The following is a 15,615-nucleotide window of genomic DNA, read 5'->3' as shown; positions in this document are numbered from 1 at the left end:
CTTAAGCCCTCACGCTGTCATGATTCAAAGGCGGCAGTTCGATGTGTCCCCCTGATGGGGCTGGCAGCTCGCGCCGTCCGAAACGAGCGTAGAGCGTCGGCAGCACGAACAAGGTGAGCAAGGTTGCGGATATCAGGCCACCAATGACGACGGTCGCCAGCGGCTTTTGCACCTCGGCTCCAGCACCATGACCAAGTGCCATCGGCACAAAGCCAAGCGATGCGACGAGCGCCGTCATCGCAACCGGCCGGAGCCGCGCCAGAGCGCCTTGATGCGCCGCTACCGCACGACCCATGCCTTGCCGCATCAGATCATGGATGGACGACACCATGACCAGCCCGTTGAGAACCGCGACACCTGATAGCGCGATGAAGCCGACTGCCGCTGAAATGGAGAACGGCATGCCTCTTAGCACCAGCGCAAGGATGCCTCCGACCAGCGCCAGCGGAACGCCGGTAAACACGATCAACGCATCCCTGACGGAGCCAAGCGCGCCGTAGAGCAGGAACATGATGACCACGAAGCAGATCGGCACCACAACGCTAAGCCTATCGCGGGCAGATGCCAGGTTCTCGAACTGACCGCCCCATTCGAGATACGTGCCAGGCGGCAATTTCACCTGAGCGTCGATGGCTGACCGGGCATCAGCCACGACACCGGCCACGTCTCGATCGCGCACGTTGGCCTGCACCACGACACGCCGCTTGCCGTTCTCGCGGCTGATCTGGTTGGGACCATCGACCACGGCGATATCCGCCACTGTCGATAGCGGTACGAAGCCGCCACTGCCGGTCGGCACCGGCACCTGAGCAACCGCCGTCAGATCGGATCGTGAGCTTTCGGCCATCCGGATCACGACGGGGAAGCGACGATCGCCTTCAAAGATCACGCCAGCCTGTCGGCCGCCAATGGCTGCGGCAACCGTGTCCTGCACGTCACCCGCCGTCACCCCGACGCGGGACATGGCAGTGCGGTTCGGCCGGATATCGAGCATCGGCAAGCCTTCGGTTTGTTCAACCCGCACGTCTGCTGCACCCCGCGTCTTTCGAAGGATGCCGGCTATCCGATCTGCGGTCGCGTTCATCTCGCCAAAGTCGTCGCCAAAGACCTTGATCGCGATGTCGCCGCGCACGCCTGCAATCAGCTCGTTGAACCGCATCTGGATCGGCTGAGTGATCTCATAGGCGTTGCCGGGCAGAGTGGAGAGCCGCTTTTCCAGCCGCTCGACCAGCTCTTCCTTGGACAGGCCGGGGTCGGGCCACTCCTTCTTCGGCTTCAGGATGACGAAGGTGTCGGTCGCGTTAGGCGGCATCGGGTCCGATGCGATTTCGGACGTGCCGGTGCGCGAGAAGGCGAAACGGACCTCAGGGGCCTTGGCGAGTGCCTTTTCCACCTGGAATTGCATCGCCTGGCTCTGATCGACCGATGTGCCCGGGATGCGGACCGCCTGCACGAGGATGTTGCCCTCATCGAGCTGCGGCAAGAACTCCTGCCCCAATGTCGTAAAAGCGGCCCCGGCGAGTGCCAGCGCACCGATCGCGACGCCGATGGTGAGGGTGGGTCGGCGCATTGCCGCATCAAGTCCCGGCTCATAACGTTTCCGGAGGAAGGTGACGACGCGGCTTTCCTTCTCCTCGACCCGCTTGCTGAGACAGATCGCAATCGCTGCCGGTATGAAGGTCAGCGATAGGATGAAGGCGAACACCAGAGCGATGATGACCGTGAGCGCCATCGGCTCGAACATCTTGCCTTCGACACCCGTGAAGGTGAGCAACGGCGCATAGACAAGGATGATGATAGCCTGCCCGTACACCGATGGCCGGATCATCTCGCGCGCCGACGCCGCGACAATCCCGAGACGTTGCTCGATGGTCAGCACGTCATCACGACCATGCTGCGCCTCGCCCAAACGCCGTAATGCGTTCTCCACAATAATGACCGCGCCATCTACGATCAGACCAAAGTCGAGCGCACCAAGGCTCATCAGATTTGCGGAAACGCCCGCCTCCAACATGCCGATGCTGGTCAGCAGCATCGTGATCGGAATGACGCAGGCCGCGATCAGCGCCGCGCGGAAATTGCCAAGCAGCGCAAACAGAACGACGATTACCAGCACCGCACCTTCGGCGAGGTTGCGGGCAACCGTCGAAATTGTGGAGTTCACCAGCTCGGTCCGGTTCATGACCGGCTTCACGACAACATCGACCGGCAAAGAGCGGCCGATCTGCGTCAGCCGTTCGGCAACGCCGGTCGATACCGTGCGGCTATTCTCCCCGATCCGCATAACCGCGGTGCCGACGACAACTTCATGGCCGTTTTCTGACGCCGATCCCATGCGTAGCGCCTGCCCGGTGCGAACGGTCGCGATCTGGTTAAGCAGGATCGGAACGCTCTCGCGGGTGGCAACGACGGTACGTGCCAGCTCGTCGGCGTTGCGAACACGCCCATCCGATCGAACCGCCAGCCCTTCTCCGTTGCGGTTGACCACGCCAGCGCCCGCGCTGGTATTGCTGCGCTGAAGGGCGGTGGTGAGATCCTGAAGCGTTAGCCGCATTGCCGCCATGCGCTGTATGTCCGGAATAACGAGATATTCCTTGGTGTAGCCACCAAGGGAGTCGACGCCAGCAAGCCCGGCCGTGCTTTTGAGCTGCGGCGTGACGATCCAATCCTGTACGGTGCGCAGATAGGTCGCCTTGTCGGCGTCGCTGACAAGGTGATCCCCCTCGGGGGTGATATAGCTGGCATCGCGCTGCAAGCCGGGTTCGCCGTTGCGGTGGTGAACTTGGTCCAGCTCGCGATATTCGACCGTCCACATGAAGATATCGCCGAGGCCCGTAGCGATCGGCCCCATCTCGGGGTTCACACCTTCGGGAAGGTCTTCCTCAGCGGTTCGCAGACGTTCCGCGACCTGCGCTCGCGCAAAGTAGATATCGGTCTTTTCACCGAAAACCGCTGTGATCTGGGCAAAGCCATTGCGACTTAGCGAGCGGGTATATTCAAGGCCAGGAATGCCCGCGAGCGCGGTTTCGACCGTGAACGCAACCTGCTTCTCGATCTGATCGGGGGAGAGGGCAGGAGCAACGACATTGATCTGCACCTGGTTATTGGTGATGTCGGGTACGGCGTCGATCGGAAGCTGACGCAGCGCGCCAATCCCGAGCAATGCAGCCGCGATGGTGAGAAGCAGGACGAGCCAGCGCTTCTCGACGGAGAGGGTGACGATGCGACCGATCATGGCTCAGTCCTCATCCCCGCCTGCACCCTTGCCGAGTTCGGCCTTGAGCGTGAAGCTGTTGGTGGAAGCGATGCGCTCCGAGCCGGTAAGGCCTGCCGTTACGGTGACTTGCCCGCCGTTGGTGCGACCAAGCGTCACGGGAATTGCCCGGAATCCTGTCGCAGTGCGGACGAACACGAACGACTTGTCCTCGATCATCTGCACTGCGGCCGATGGCACGGCGACGGTGCGGTCCCCGGTCGCAGGAACGAGGATCGATACGTTGACCGTTTCGCCGACGCGCCATGTGCTGCCGGCGTTGTCGAGGGTAGCGATCACCGGCACCAATCGGGTCGTCTCGTCCAGAATGGGGGATACGAACGTGACGCGCCCCTCCTGACGCCGCCCCGGTGCCGTCACTTCGACACGCACGCCGGGTTTCACCCGACCGGCATCGGTGGGGACGAGTGAGGTGGTTACAGTGACCTTCGACAGGTTGGCGACGCGGAACAGCTCTGCATCGGCCGCGACCGCCTGCCCGAGTGTAGCGGATCTCGCGATGACCTGGCCGGCGATCGGCGAGCGAACCGCGATGCGGTTGAGCGCGCCGCCTCCGCTGCCCGTCGCTGACAATTGCTGCTGCGCGAGGCGAAGGGCAATGCTGGCCTCCGTCGCTGCCGTCCGCGCTGCGACCAGATCCTGCTCTGGCGAAACACGTTCAGCGAACAGGCGCTGTTCGCGGCGAAGGTTTGATTGGGCGAGTGCGGAACGCGCGCGCGCGGCTTCTACCTCCGCTTTCAGTGATGCCGCTTCCCGGCTTTCGATGATAGCCAGCGGGTCTCCCCGGCTGACTGACTGCCCGAGATTGCTGGTGAGGGAAACGAGCCGACCGCCTACGGAGGTGGACACAACCTGCACACCCTGAGGATCGCCCTCGATCGTTGCCGATAGCTCGATCGCTCCGGCCACGCCGCCTACTGTAGGACGCGTAACCTCTATCCCGGCATCCGCAATCTGCTGCGCGGACAGGGTGACGATATCCTTTGGACCCTCCTTGGCTTCGCTGGCCTCGGCACCTTCGGTCTTCTCGGCTCCGGCTTTCTCACCGGCCTCGCCGTTGCCACCCCCGCCGCATCCGGCAAGGAGGACAGCCAGGGTCACAGGCGCGAGCGCCCGCATGATGGTCTTCGTCATTGATTGGTTTCCTCGGTCGAGGGCGCTGCGGCAACGAGCCGTTCGAGGCGTGCCTTGGCGTCGTGATAGGTGGCGAGCGCATCGATCGCGGCGGTTCGTGTTTCGGACAGGGTACGTTCGGCATCGAGCAAATCGAGCTGACCGAACTTGCCCTCCCGGTAGCCGATCCGGGCGATCCGAGCGGCTTCGCTTGCCGACGCCAATGCCGGCCCGCTGGCGTTGCGAGCGGTCGTCGCGGCATTCGCGACGTTCGCCTGTGCGCTTGCGATATCCTGCGCGGTATCCAGCTCGGCCGCGCGACGTAGCGCCTGCGCCTGATCAGTCTGCGCCCGCGCCTGCGCCACTGCCGCCTTGCCGTTGTTGAACAGTGGGAACGGGATCGACAGCCCGAACACCGCTGCCACGTCGTTCGTAGCCTCAAGCCGTCGTGCGCTGGCGCTGAGTGTCACGTCGGGAATGCGCTGCGACCTAGCAAGCCGCACCTGTGCCTCTGCCGTTGTCACGTCCGCGCGTGTCGCCGCCAATGCCAGCGTCCCGGCGGTCTCGATCGGCCGCGCTGGACCAAAGCCCTCGACACGGCCGAACCACACCAAGTCCAACGGTCCCGTGAGGGGTTGGCCGATCCGTCGGGCAAGATTGCTTCGGGCGACCTCGGCAAGCCGCTCTGCGCGCTCCACAGCCGTCTCCGCGTTGATCCGCAATACATCGGCGCGCTGCTGTTCGAGCGGTGATGCTCGCCCCGCTTGAACGCGGACGCCGGCTGCGCGCGATGCTTCGCGGGCGATACCGGCCTGCTCGCGCGCGGTCACCAGTCGGCGTTCCGCTGCGGTCGCCTCGATGTAGAGCTGCGTGATGGCAAGCCGTAGATCAGCCTCGGCCAACGCCGTGCCTATCCTCGCTCGATTACCAATCGCATCTGCGACAGCGATCCGTGCCGATCGTTTGCCACCCAACTCGATCGGTAGTGCCAGACCTGCCGTTGTCTCGGCGCTTCGAAGACCGCGATATTGGCCGCTGCCGGCAATGTTCTCGGTCTCGGCGACGATCGACGGGTTCGGGCGGTAGCCGGCAACCGTGCGGCCTGCTTGTGCTGCCCGGACGCCAGCCGTGGCAGCCTCAAGGCTGGGGGCGCTGGCTCCGGCAAGCGAAAGCGCCTGCTCAAGGGTGAGCGGGGGACTGGTCGATGTTGGATCGGCTGACTGCGCCTGTGCGATCGACGCGCACGACGCCACGGCCAATAAGGCCGCAATAAAACGGTGCATGGGTAACGGACTCCTGACGAACCTTGGGCATCCGCACGGGCTTTCCCGGCGGAATTAGGCGTTGGTCAGGCTTGGGGAGGACGTAGGGCTGGGTCCGACGCTACCGGGGCCTTGGGCGCATTGCGCCACATCGATGCAGTCATACGAACGCTGCTGGCTGGTCCGGTTGAATCGGACGCGATCGGCACGCCGACATGATGGCCGTGGCAACCACCATGATGGTGAGGATAAGCCTTGTCGGCGTCTGCCGGCACTTGGTCGGCATCGCCGTCGCAATGATCGAGGGAGCTGACCGCTGTGGTATCAACGCACGTCACGCCTTCGGTCGCATGCGCGACTGATCCAAGCCCGAGCATAAGCACGAGCATGAAACTGAGGAACAGGGCGGAGAGGCGGTGCATCGGCCCGCGCCTTAGCAGCTTACCGACTGCCATGTAACGACTGCTGGTAACTAGCGGGGGCGGGTGAGGGCTCGCTACGCATTTCGGCGCGTGCCTGCCGCATGATCTGAACACCGCCCGATATTCCCAACACAGCCATCAAGGTGGCGACGGCGAGATCAGGCCACGCGCTGTTGAGGCCGAACACTCCGCCTGCGGCCAGTACGACGGCGATGTTGCCAATCGCGTCGTTACGCGAGCAAATCCACACTGACCGCATGTTCGCATCACCGCTTCGAAAGCGGTACAGCATGACCGCGACTACAAGGTTCGCGATCAACGCGGCGATGCCGACCACGCCCATAATTTCGGCATGGGGCGTTGCTTCGTGGAGCGCCCCCCATCCCGCCGCGAACAAGACATAGACGCCTAGCAAAGCAAGCGTCGCCCCCTTCAACATCGCAGCGCGTGCGCGCCAGGCTATCGCCATTCCGGCAACGCCAAGGCTGATTGCGTAGTTCGCAGTATCCCCAAAAAAGTCGAGCGCGTCGGCTTGCAGCGCCTTCGATCCACCCGTGATGCCGGCAACGATCTCGATAACGAACATGCCGCCATTGATGGCGAGCGCAATCCATAGCGCGCGCCGCCACTTAGGGTCGTTGAGAGTGTCCGCCTTGTCGGACGCGCAGCTTGTGCAGGCCATATTCGCCACCTCGATAGAATCGATCTGACAGCCTATATGCACCCTCTAGTCGCTAGAGGGTCAAGCGCTGTGTCTGAGAAACTGACGATCGGAAAACTGGCTGGTGCGACCGGCACGAAAGTCGAGACGATCCGCTACTATGAGCAGATTGGCTTGCTGCCGGCTCCTGAGCGATCGGCGGGGAACTATCGGACCTATGAGGGCGCGCATCTACGCCGCCTGTCCTTCATCCGTCGCGCGCGTGATCTTGGCTTTTCAATCGATCAGGTGCGCGAGCTTATGGGGCTTGCCGATCGGCGCGATCAGTCCTGCATCGCCGTCGATGTCGTTGCCAACCAACACCGCGACGCGATTAGACGCAAAATTGCAGACCTCACCGCGCTTGCTGGTGAACTCGACGCGCTAATAGATTCCTGTAGCCGCAACACCGTCGCCGACTGCCGGATCATCGAAGCACTTGCCCCTTCCGCATAGCGCATCGCTGCTGTCCGGTGGAATGATCGGCTTGCACCGCTTGGGCACTTCAATCCGTGGAGCTGACGATCGCACTTCTTGCCGCCACGTCATCCCGACTGATCTCGATGGTACAGCGCACCGTCTTCTTAGTCCTCACAGCTATCTTGTAGCAGGCTTGCACAGCCTTGCGATTTGCGGTGATGATCCGATCGGCTGCCGCGATGTTGGCGAAAGCATCCGGCCCAGCAGCTCGCATGAGGCGCTGCCCGGCTTCCCATTTCGGTAGGTCAAGCGTGCGCGCTGCCATCCACTCGGGCACCTGCCACTTCCCCGGGAGCTCGCGCGCGATGATCCCCGGCACGATCGTCCATAGCAGCGCCCCGCCCAGGCACGCTCCCGCACCGACCTGCCACAAGGTACGGCGCTGCTCGTCCGCACGGCGGGCAGAACCGCCGATACCGTGCAAAGCGGTCGTCGCCTTGTCCATCTTCTCACCGGCGGTCGCGATCATGCGCCGATCCTCGTCGCGGGCATGGCCGCCAGCCGCGACGATCCGGTCGGCGACATAGCGCGGCGCGACATTGTCCTCGGCCGTTTTCGCCAGCACGCCGACATTTTGCATGGTCGCGTTGAGCGCCTTCGCCATTTTCCCCAGCGTCTCGCTGTAATCGGGTATCTCCGGCACCTCGGCGCGCTCCGCGGACAGCCGCTCGACGGCGCGGCGCAACAGCGCAAGCTCACCGCGGACACCTTCAAACGCCTCCGCTGCGGCGTCCGGTTCGTGATCGTCACTCATGCACTTCTTCCCCTTTACTGCATGAAACCACAAACCGGATCGTACCCGAAAGCACGAACCGTCACCGGCTCATCCCCCGATCCCGGTCGCGCCCACGATCGAGCGACGACGACAGCGCATCGCCGATCGACCGCTCGCTTTCCTGCTTCAGCGCCAGGTCGGGTGCATGGCGACGCAGTGCGGATTCGAGCTGCGGGTCACGGTGCAGCCCGCCCGCCGCCTTCTCCATCCGCTCGCGCAACCGCTCGGCACCGGCACTGTCGCCGGCCCGCTCCATGCCTGCCCGCGCCTGCTGCATTTTCTGCCAGCCTTCCACGAACCGCTCGGCACGCGCGTCCGGGTCTAGCCGCACACGCTTCTCGTCGGCCATCGCGCGTGCCGCGCCAACTGTATTGCCGCCCGACACCTGCTCGATAAGCTTCGGATCACGCGCAAGCGCCGATGCAAGGTCGCGCGCGGCATGGGGACGGGTCGCGTCCAGCCTCTCGCCAGCCTTCTGCAAAGCGCTCTCCTGATGCGGCAGCACGGGCAGACCCTTGTTGCGCATCCGGCCGATATCGCCCGCGGCACGTGCATAGCGTTCGATCGCCTTGGCCTGAGAGACGTCCAAGGTGGTGTTAATCGGCCCCCCCTGGCTGCGATCACGGGCGGTGTTAATCAGACCCCCCTGGCCGTGATCGCGGGCAGTGTTAATCGCCCCCTCTTTCGCGACAGCCGGCTTTGGCCGGAAACCGGCAAACATGCCCTTGGCCTTGTCGCGCACCTTCTCGACCATCTGGCGTGCGAGTTCCGGGAACCGGATCTCGCGCCGATCGGCGAACGCCCGCGCCTGATCCTGCTCGGGCTTAGCGTAATCGCCCGCCATGTCCTTGCCGCGATCACGCGAGAGCGCGCGGACGAGCTGGCGCTGGTCGCTGAAGTCGTCGCGGCCATAGTGGAGCTGCACGTCGTCACGATGACGCGACATGCCGACATAGGCGCTGTGCCGGTCCATGCCGGGGGTGGCGAGGACGTGCGCGCGATCGACCGTCACGCCCTGCGATTTATGGAACGTCGCCGCATAGCCATGATCGACATGGGCATAGTCCTTGGTGTCGAACGCGACGCCGCGCCCGTCATCGAGGCGCACCGCCATGCCCTCGGACGATACCCGCTCGATCGTCGCCAGCGTGCCGTTCTTCACCCCCATGCCGCGCTCGTTGCGCAGGAACATGATGCGGTCGCCCGTCGCGAACTGCCGCTCACCGCGCTCGGCCTTCACCGTCACGTCGTCGCCAAGGTCGCCGGATGCGCGCAACCGGTTGCGCGCCTCGCCATTGAGGCTCTGCACCTCGGCGTTGGTGTGGGTGAGGATGATCCGGGTCTTGCCCGGCTCGGTCTGGCGTGCGCGATCCCAACCGTCCACCAGCTCGCCCCGCGCCTCGTCACGGTTGTCGGCGACGTGGACCATGCCCTTGCTGTCATAGGCATGGATCGCCTCGCCGGTGCGCCCGGTCGCCAGCGCACGCGTGGCGTCGCGCTGCCAGTCCTCGCGCTGCCGGCGTATCTCGGTGATCTCGGCCGCGCCGTGGCGCTCGGTGACGCTGCGAAAGGCCGCGCCGGCCTCGATCGCCTGCAACTGCTCGGGGTCGCCGACCATCACGACCTTGGCCCCGGCATCGCGTGCTTGGGACAGCACCCGCTCCATCTGACGCGAGCCGATCATGCCGGCCTCGTCCACCACCAACACGTCCCTTGGGCCTAGCTGTTCACGCCCCCGCCCCCATGCGTGTTCAAGGCTGGCGATGGTGCGGGACTGGATGCCGGACCCGCCCTCAAGGTTCTCGGCCGCGATGCCTGACAACGCCGCGCCGCGCACCGTGTAGCCCTGCCCCTCCCAAGCCTCGCGCGCGACGCCCAGCATCGCCGATTTACCGCTGCCGGCATAGCCGACGACGGACGCCAGCCCACTGTTGCCGGTGACGTGATCGAAGGCGTCGCGCTGCTCGCTCGACAGGACAAGCCCTCGGCCCTCGGCTGCGTCGATCGCGGCGTCACGATGCCGATCGACGATGCCATGCGCGGCGCGGCCCGCCAGCTCGTCGCTCGCGCGCTCAAGCCGGTTCTCCACCGCGATCATGTCGCGGCTGGTGAACCGCTCCTGGTCGCGCCCGTCCTTCCCCAATGCGACCAGCTCGGGGCTGGCGCGCACCGCCCCCATCACCTGGTCGAACTGCTCCTTGCCGTCGCTGTGCCGGAAGGCGAACGTCGCCAGGTCGCGAGTGGTGAACGTGGCCTGCTGCCGCGTGATCGCGTCCAGCGCGACATTGGGATCGGCGATGATCTTCTCGCCGTTCTCACGAGCGATGCGCGTGTGATCCTCGATCCGCTCCGCCTCAAGCCCCTGCTCCGGACGACGCGATGCGGCCGGGCCGATCTTGTGCTGCGGTTCCAGCCCGATCCCCTGCGCCTCGTAACTGCGGTGGTCGATGCGACCCTCAAGCCCAAGCTCGGCCATGCGCTCATTAACGTGGGCGCTCCACGCCTCGCGCCAGTCCTTCAAAAGCTCGGTCGAGTTCCAGTCGCGGTTCTTCTTCCCGAACCCCTCCGGCCCCACGTCGCGCATCGCAAGCATGACATGCGCGTGCGGCTTGGGCGTGCCGTCCTTCGCCTTGTCCCAATGCACGTTCAGATCCGCGACCATCCCGCGATCGACAAACTGCTGCTTCACGAAATCGCGCGCTAGCTGGACGCCCTGTTTCTCATTCATCTCGCGCGGAATCGAGAACTCCACCTCGCGGGCAAGCTGCGCGTCCTTGCGTTTCTCGCCTGCCTCCACCTCGTTCCACAAGGTCGTGCGGTCGTTTAAACGCTCCGGTGCGCCCTGTGGCAACATCACTTCGGAGTGGATCACGCCTGCCTTGTTGCTGAAGTCGTGATTCCGGTTCAACCGATCGTCGTGCAGCTCGGATGCGGAGCGATAGGCGGCGCTCGCGACGGCGCTCGATCCGTTCGCGCGGCTCACAACCTTGGCGGAGAAATGGTAGATCGCCATGACGCCCTGCTTATTGCACTTCTGAGCGCACGTCGGCAACGACGTATAAGCGCGCACTCATCCTCCGCTTCGCTCCTCCTGATTGACTTGGTGCTGCGTTCTGCTCGTTCTGGCTTTACCCATATGCTCGGCGCGCTAAGATGTTGATGAGCGATACGCGGAAGGGTAAAGGCGATGCGGAAGGTTCGCGATTACGATGCCGAGCTGAAGGCACTGGGTGACAAGGCCCGCGCGCTCAAGGCAAAGCGGGTCGAACAGCTTGGCCAGCTCGTCGTTGCGACCGGGGCCGATGCGCTTGATCCGGAAACCCTCGCCGGGGTGCTGCTCGATGCGATCGGATCAAAGGATGCGGGCGCGAAGGAGGCATGGCGCGCGAAGGGCGCGGCCTTCTTTCAACGACGTGGGCGCAAAGGTGGCGGCGCTGCTGCAATCGACGGATCGGGCACTGCGACTGAACCAGGCGGCGACGCTGCGGGCGGAAGCGGCGGAACGGCGAACGGATAGCAGGGGCTGGGTCGTGCAACGTCGCGAACGAACACGCCATCTGATTGAACTGGGCGGGCTGGTCCAGAAAGCCGGGCTGGTCGAGCTGACCGACGACGATCGCGCCACGCTCTACGGCGCGCTGCTCGATCTCGCCGGGCGTGGTCGCGGCGACGATGCTGGCGACGTGCTGGCGCTATGGAAGCGGCGCGGCAAGCGGGCGTTCGACGCGGAAGCGGAAGGGAGCGAAGCGCAATGAGCGATTTCGATATCGAGACGATCCGTGCCCAAGTCCGCGCGATGAATTTCGTGCGCGGCACGCCGGCGGAAATCGCGATGTGGCATGAGGACATGGCGGACTCGCGCGCCAACCTGGTCATCGAGGACATGATCCCGACGCCCAACGACGATGCGTTCTTCGCGATGATGCTTGACGAGGGCGTGCCCCCTCCCCTTGTATCGCAAATCCTGCTCCGGCTGCTCGATCATCCCGACTCCGACCGGTCCTTGCCGGTCACGCCGATGGAAGCGCACTGATGCCGAGGCGACGGATCAGCCCGCTGTTCGCGGTCTTCGTCGCCTTCGTGGTGCTGATGGCGAGCAACGCCTGGCTCAAGGGCATCTTCGGCTATGGTGAGATTGCGACCGACATTCCGTTCCTGCTGGCCGGCGCGATCCTGTTCCTGGCTTGGCGCTTCAACCGGCGCGCCGCCAACCAGCGGAGCGATCTGCTCGGCTCCGCTCGTTTCGGCGACCGAACCGACGTGCGAAAGCTGGAGGCGAACGGAGATCTCCTGATTGGCCGCTCGGCGAAGTCAGGCAAGCTGCTGCATTACGACGGCGCGGCGCATCTGCTAACGATGGCACCCACCCGGTCGGGCAAGGGCGTCGGCACGATCATTCCCAACCTGCTGCTGCTCGATCGCTCGGTGATCTGCATCGACCCCAAGGGTGAGAATGCCCGCGTCACCGCCCGTGCGCGTGCCGCCAAGGGCAAGGTCTGGTGCCTCGATCCGTTCGGCGTGTCGGGTCAGCCGCCTGCCCGCTACAATCCGCTCGACCGGCTCGATCCCGCCAGCCTCGATCTCGCGGAAGATGCCAACACCCTCGCCGACGCCCTAGTGCATGACGCGCCGGGGCAATCGGGCGAAGCGCATTGGAACGAGGAAGCCAAGGCGCTGATCGCGGGGCTGATCCTGCATACCGTCGTCCACGAACCCGCCGACGCCCGAGTGCTGGCGACGGTGCGCGACAAGCTGACGCTCGCCCCTGCCGGCTTTGCCGCTTTGCTGGCCAAAATGCAGGACAGCGCCGGCGCCGGTGGCCTGATCGCCCGCGCCGCCAACCGCCAGCTCGGCAAGTCCGATCGCGAAGCCGCTGGCGTGCTGTCCTCGGCACAGCGCCATACCCACTTTCTCGACAGCCCTCGCATCGTCGCCAGCACCGCCGCGTCGGATTTCACCTTCGCGGGGCTGAAGGACACGACCGCCACCGTGTTCCTGTGCCTGCCGCCCGATCGGCTCGACACCTATGCGCGCTGGCTGCGGCTGCTGGTGAGCCAGGCCGTCACCGACATGGCGCGGTCCACCGCCCGTCCTGCCCGGCCCGTGCTGTTCCTGCTGGACGAGTTCGCCGCGCTCGGCCGTCTCGAACCGGTTGAACGCGCGATGGGCCTGATGGCGGGCTATGGCCTCCAGCTCTGGCCGATCCTCCAGGACATGCACCAGCTTAAGGCCACCTATGGCGAGCGCGCCGGCACCTTCATGTCCAACGCCGGCGTGATCCAGACGTTCGGGGTCAACGATCATGCCACCGCCGACATGCTCTCGCGCACGATCGGCGACACCACGATCGAATATGATACCGTCAGCACGTCGCGCGGCACCGGCTGGGGCGAAAACCGCGCTGGTCCCTCGGAGAGTGTCAGCGGGCACGTCTCCGCTCGCCGGCTCGCCACACCGGACGAAATCATGCGAATGCGGCCCGATCAGCTTCTGCTGCTCCGCCAGGGCGAAAACCCGCTCGCGGTCGAGAAAATCCGCTACTACGATCAACGCGAGTTCACTGGCCTGTTCGATCCTGCGTGACGATGTGCGAAAGGTGAGTTTTGGGGTAGCGCCTCACCTTCCGAAGGTGACGGAGCTGGTGATCGGATTGACGATCTACGAAACCGATCGCGAAGGAGCTGATTTAAGCACCAACAGCGAGGTTCGGTGCTGCAAGGGTGCGGATCGTGGCAAAGCCCTCTTCCCTGCCCTCATGGCGCTCTTGGTCGGCTCTGGCGTAGTATCTGGTCGCCAGCTTGCCTTTCTTCTTTTTCCGCTAAGCACGCGGCGTTTGCGCCGCTCTGGTGACAGCGCAGCTGGCACCAGACGAATAGTGCATCGGCCATTAGGCCGATTCCATTTGCCTATTCTGACGGTGGTTATCCACAGGCTCGCCACCCCAAAGCTCACCTTTCGCCGTTCAGATTCTCTAATTCTTCTGATTCAAGATTCAGAGCCCTGAAAGGTCCGTATTTCTGCCGAAAAATGCCTCCAATAGTGAGCGTTGGGGTCGATTCGCGTGAGTTTCGGGGTAGCATGCGGTGAGCTTTGGGGTCGGTAAAAGTGAGTGTTCGGGCAGGGTCCAGTGAGTGTTGGGGTACCCCAATGGTTGGGTTAAAAGGATCGGTGAGTTTTGGGGTATCCGCCTCTCTGCTCCACGGGGGAGCTGAAACATTTGCCTAGCTCACTTTTCGTGATTAGGGTGAGTTGGTAAGTTCCTCTAGCTCACCGTTGGTCAAGCCTATGTCGCAACCTGCCGTGGTCGATATGACATTCCGCACGCTGGCCCAGAAGGGACGTGGAAATCCTTTTGATCCCGCCAACTACGGTGAAATCGTCAAGCCCGGCGAGTTGGTCGATATTGTAGAGCTAAGCCCCCTCACCCTCGCGGATCGCCGTATCTACAACCTGCTGATCGCCAATGCCTGGGAACGCATTGGCGAGCCGATCATCCATCGCATTGCGAAATCCGGACTGAAAGGGACGCACCAAGGCAACGAGCGCATAGAGAGTTCACTGCTGCGCCTCATGGGCACCATCGCGATCGTCACGATCCGCAAGGATGGCAAGAGCTACAAGCGCCGTGTCCAGCTGCTCGGCCCAAGTGATGAAAGCCTCGAAAAAGACGGCTTCCTTCACTATCGTATCCCAGAAGAGCTAATCGAGATACTGCGGAACAGTCAGGTTTATGCCCGTCTCAAGACGCAGGTAATGTATTGCTTCGAGTCAAAATACGCACTTTGTCTCTATGAAATGATCGAGCGGCGCATTGGTCTCGAATACAAACAGAAAGAGGAGTTTACGATCGAAGAGCTGCGCGGCCTGCTTAACGTGCCTGAAGGTAAACTCGAACGCTTCGCTGATATGAACAAATATTGTCTGAAGGTGGCTGTCGAGGAAATTAACAAGCTTTGCCCCTTCTATGTCGATTTTACGCCGATCAAGAACGGGCGCAAGGTCGAACGGGTGGCACTCCACTGGTTCCCAAAAACGTCCAGCGGCAAGCGCGACGCACAGAACCTGATCGACCAGCACAGCATTGTACGACGGGCAAAGCTGCGCGGCGGAATTCCCGAACTGCCCGTGCTGGTAGATTTCAGCGCGTCGGCCCAAAGGTGAGCCGCTACCCCAAAACTCACCGATAGGCTTTGCTACCAACCTCTACATGCCAGACACGTGTTCACGTTCCATCGTGTTCTCGTGTTCTCGTGCTATCATGTTCACATGCTAACAAGTGGGCTGGCGGATTCCGGGGTGCCCGTTACAGATGCCGGGCATTCACCCAGCCCTTGCATGTTCCACTCGGGACGGATCATTCGGATCGCCCCCTCTTCGGGGTCGGTACATAGAACGGACCCAGATATACGTTAAGCGCCCTCATCCGGGTTCAGGCGGCGCAAATCACCCGTTTGTCGCGCATCTGCGATGGCGACAGGGTTTTCCGTCATCCCTAGTACCTAGCGACGACTTTTGGGACAAAGCCGTCGTAGCAAGTCCAGTCACATCGCGACGATCTACGGGAAAGGCTGTCTGGCGCTCGGCGCCTT

At 63.5% G+C, this 15,615-nt stretch carries 14 protein-coding genes; 8 read left to right on the top strand and 6 right to left on the bottom strand.

Going from position 1 to position 15,615, the window contains the following annotated elements; all coding sequences use genetic code 11:
* Position 1: 1 nt before the first annotated feature.
* From ASG37_RS17095 to ASG37_RS17085, 3 genes are read right to left on the bottom strand one after another with little or no spacing between them, the layout of a single operon-like run.
* On the bottom strand, positions 2-3,235 hold the full coding sequence (locus ASG37_RS17095) for an efflux RND transporter permease subunit (protein WP_055763295.1): 3,234 nt from the start codon (positions 3,233-3,235) through the stop codon (positions 2-4).
* A gap of 3 nt (positions 3,236-3,238) precedes the next feature.
* Complete coding sequence (locus tag ASG37_RS17090) at positions 3,239-4,408, bottom strand: efflux RND transporter periplasmic adaptor subunit (protein ID WP_055763292.1); 1,170 nt, start codon at positions 4,406-4,408, stop codon at positions 3,239-3,241.
* Entirely contained in the window at positions 4,405-5,670 is a 1,266-nt protein-coding gene (locus tag ASG37_RS17085; RefSeq protein WP_055763290.1) for a TolC family protein, read from the bottom strand. Before ASG37_RS17085 ends, ASG37_RS17090 begins: the two co-directional genes overlap by 4 nt.
* A gap of 194 nt (positions 5,671-5,864) precedes the next feature.
* Here ASG37_RS17085 and ASG37_RS17810 point away from each other — a divergent pair, with 194 nt between their 5' ends.
* A complete protein-coding gene (locus ASG37_RS17810; RefSeq protein WP_156349056.1) occupies positions 5,865-6,011 on the top strand; it encodes a hypothetical protein in 147 nt (48 codons plus the stop codon).
* 79 nt (positions 6,012-6,090) lie between these two features.
* Here ASG37_RS17810 and ASG37_RS17080 read toward each other — a convergent pair whose 3' ends face one another.
* Positions 6,091-6,753 (bottom strand): cation transporter, encoded by a 663-nt coding sequence (locus ASG37_RS17080; protein WP_055763288.1) that lies wholly within the window; start codon positions 6,751-6,753, stop codon positions 6,091-6,093.
* 36 nt (positions 6,754-6,789) lie between these two features.
* Between ASG37_RS17080 and ASG37_RS17480 the strand changes: the two genes are divergently transcribed.
* A complete protein-coding gene (locus ASG37_RS17480; RefSeq protein WP_056677700.1) occupies positions 6,790-7,227 on the top strand; it encodes a MerR family transcriptional regulator in 438 nt (145 codons plus the stop codon).
* A gap of 49 nt (positions 7,228-7,276) precedes the next feature.
* On the opposite strand, the gene ASG37_RS17075 is transcribed toward ASG37_RS17480, so the two are convergent.
* Positions 7,277-8,005, bottom strand: coding sequence for a DUF6118 family protein (locus ASG37_RS17075; RefSeq protein ID WP_192143182.1), 729 nt, complete (start codon positions 8,003-8,005; stop codon positions 7,277-7,279).
* Between the two features lie 61 nt (positions 8,006-8,066).
* On the bottom strand, positions 8,067-11,039 hold the full coding sequence (gene traA, locus ASG37_RS17070) for a Ti-type conjugative transfer relaxase TraA (protein WP_055763284.1): 2,973 nt from the start codon (positions 11,037-11,039) through the stop codon (positions 8,067-8,069).
* A gap of 174 nt (positions 11,040-11,213) precedes the next feature.
* Between traA and ASG37_RS17065 the strand changes: the two genes are divergently transcribed.
* The 6 genes from ASG37_RS17065 to ASG37_RS17045 all read left to right on the top strand — a co-directional run bounded on the left by ASG37_RS17065 (position 11,214) and on the right by ASG37_RS17045 (position 15,187).
* Positions 11,214-11,543, top strand: coding sequence for a conjugal transfer protein TraD (locus tag ASG37_RS17065; protein WP_031393025.1), 330 nt, complete (start codon positions 11,214-11,216; stop codon positions 11,541-11,543).
* A 13-nt stretch (positions 11,544-11,556) separates the two neighbouring features.
* Entirely contained in the window at positions 11,557-11,781 is a 225-nt protein-coding gene (locus ASG37_RS17060; RefSeq protein WP_031393026.1) for a conjugal transfer protein TraD, read from the top strand.
* Positions 11,778-12,059 (top strand): hypothetical protein, encoded by a 282-nt coding sequence (locus ASG37_RS17055; protein WP_031393027.1) that lies wholly within the window; start codon positions 11,778-11,780, stop codon positions 12,057-12,059. The genes ASG37_RS17060 and ASG37_RS17055 overlap by 4 nt, the downstream gene beginning before the upstream one ends.
* Positions 12,059-13,609 carry a type IV secretory system conjugative DNA transfer family protein gene (locus ASG37_RS17050; protein WP_082446614.1) on the top strand — a complete coding sequence of 517 codons (1,551 nt, stop codon included), beginning with the start codon at positions 12,059-12,061 and terminating at the stop codon, positions 13,607-13,609. The genes ASG37_RS17055 and ASG37_RS17050 overlap by 1 nt, the downstream gene beginning before the upstream one ends.
* A 58-nt stretch (positions 13,610-13,667) precedes the next feature.
* Positions 13,668-14,030: a hypothetical protein gene (locus ASG37_RS17805; protein WP_156349055.1), complete on the top strand. Its 363-nt coding sequence runs from the start codon at positions 13,668-13,670 to the stop codon at positions 14,028-14,030.
* A 281-nt stretch (positions 14,031-14,311) separates the two neighbouring features.
* Complete coding sequence (locus tag ASG37_RS17045; RefSeq protein ID WP_031392895.1) at positions 14,312-15,187, top strand: replication initiation protein; 876 nt, start codon at positions 14,312-14,314, stop codon at positions 15,185-15,187.
* The last annotated feature ends 428 nt before the right edge of the window (positions 15,188-15,615 follow it).

The sequence above is a fragment of the Sphingomonas sp. Leaf407 genome (assembly GCF_001425385.1).
In the GTDB taxonomy this organism is placed as follows: Bacteria; Pseudomonadota; Alphaproteobacteria; order Sphingomonadales; family Sphingomonadaceae; genus Sphingomonas.
This window is presented reverse-complemented; position numbering and strand designations above follow the sequence as displayed.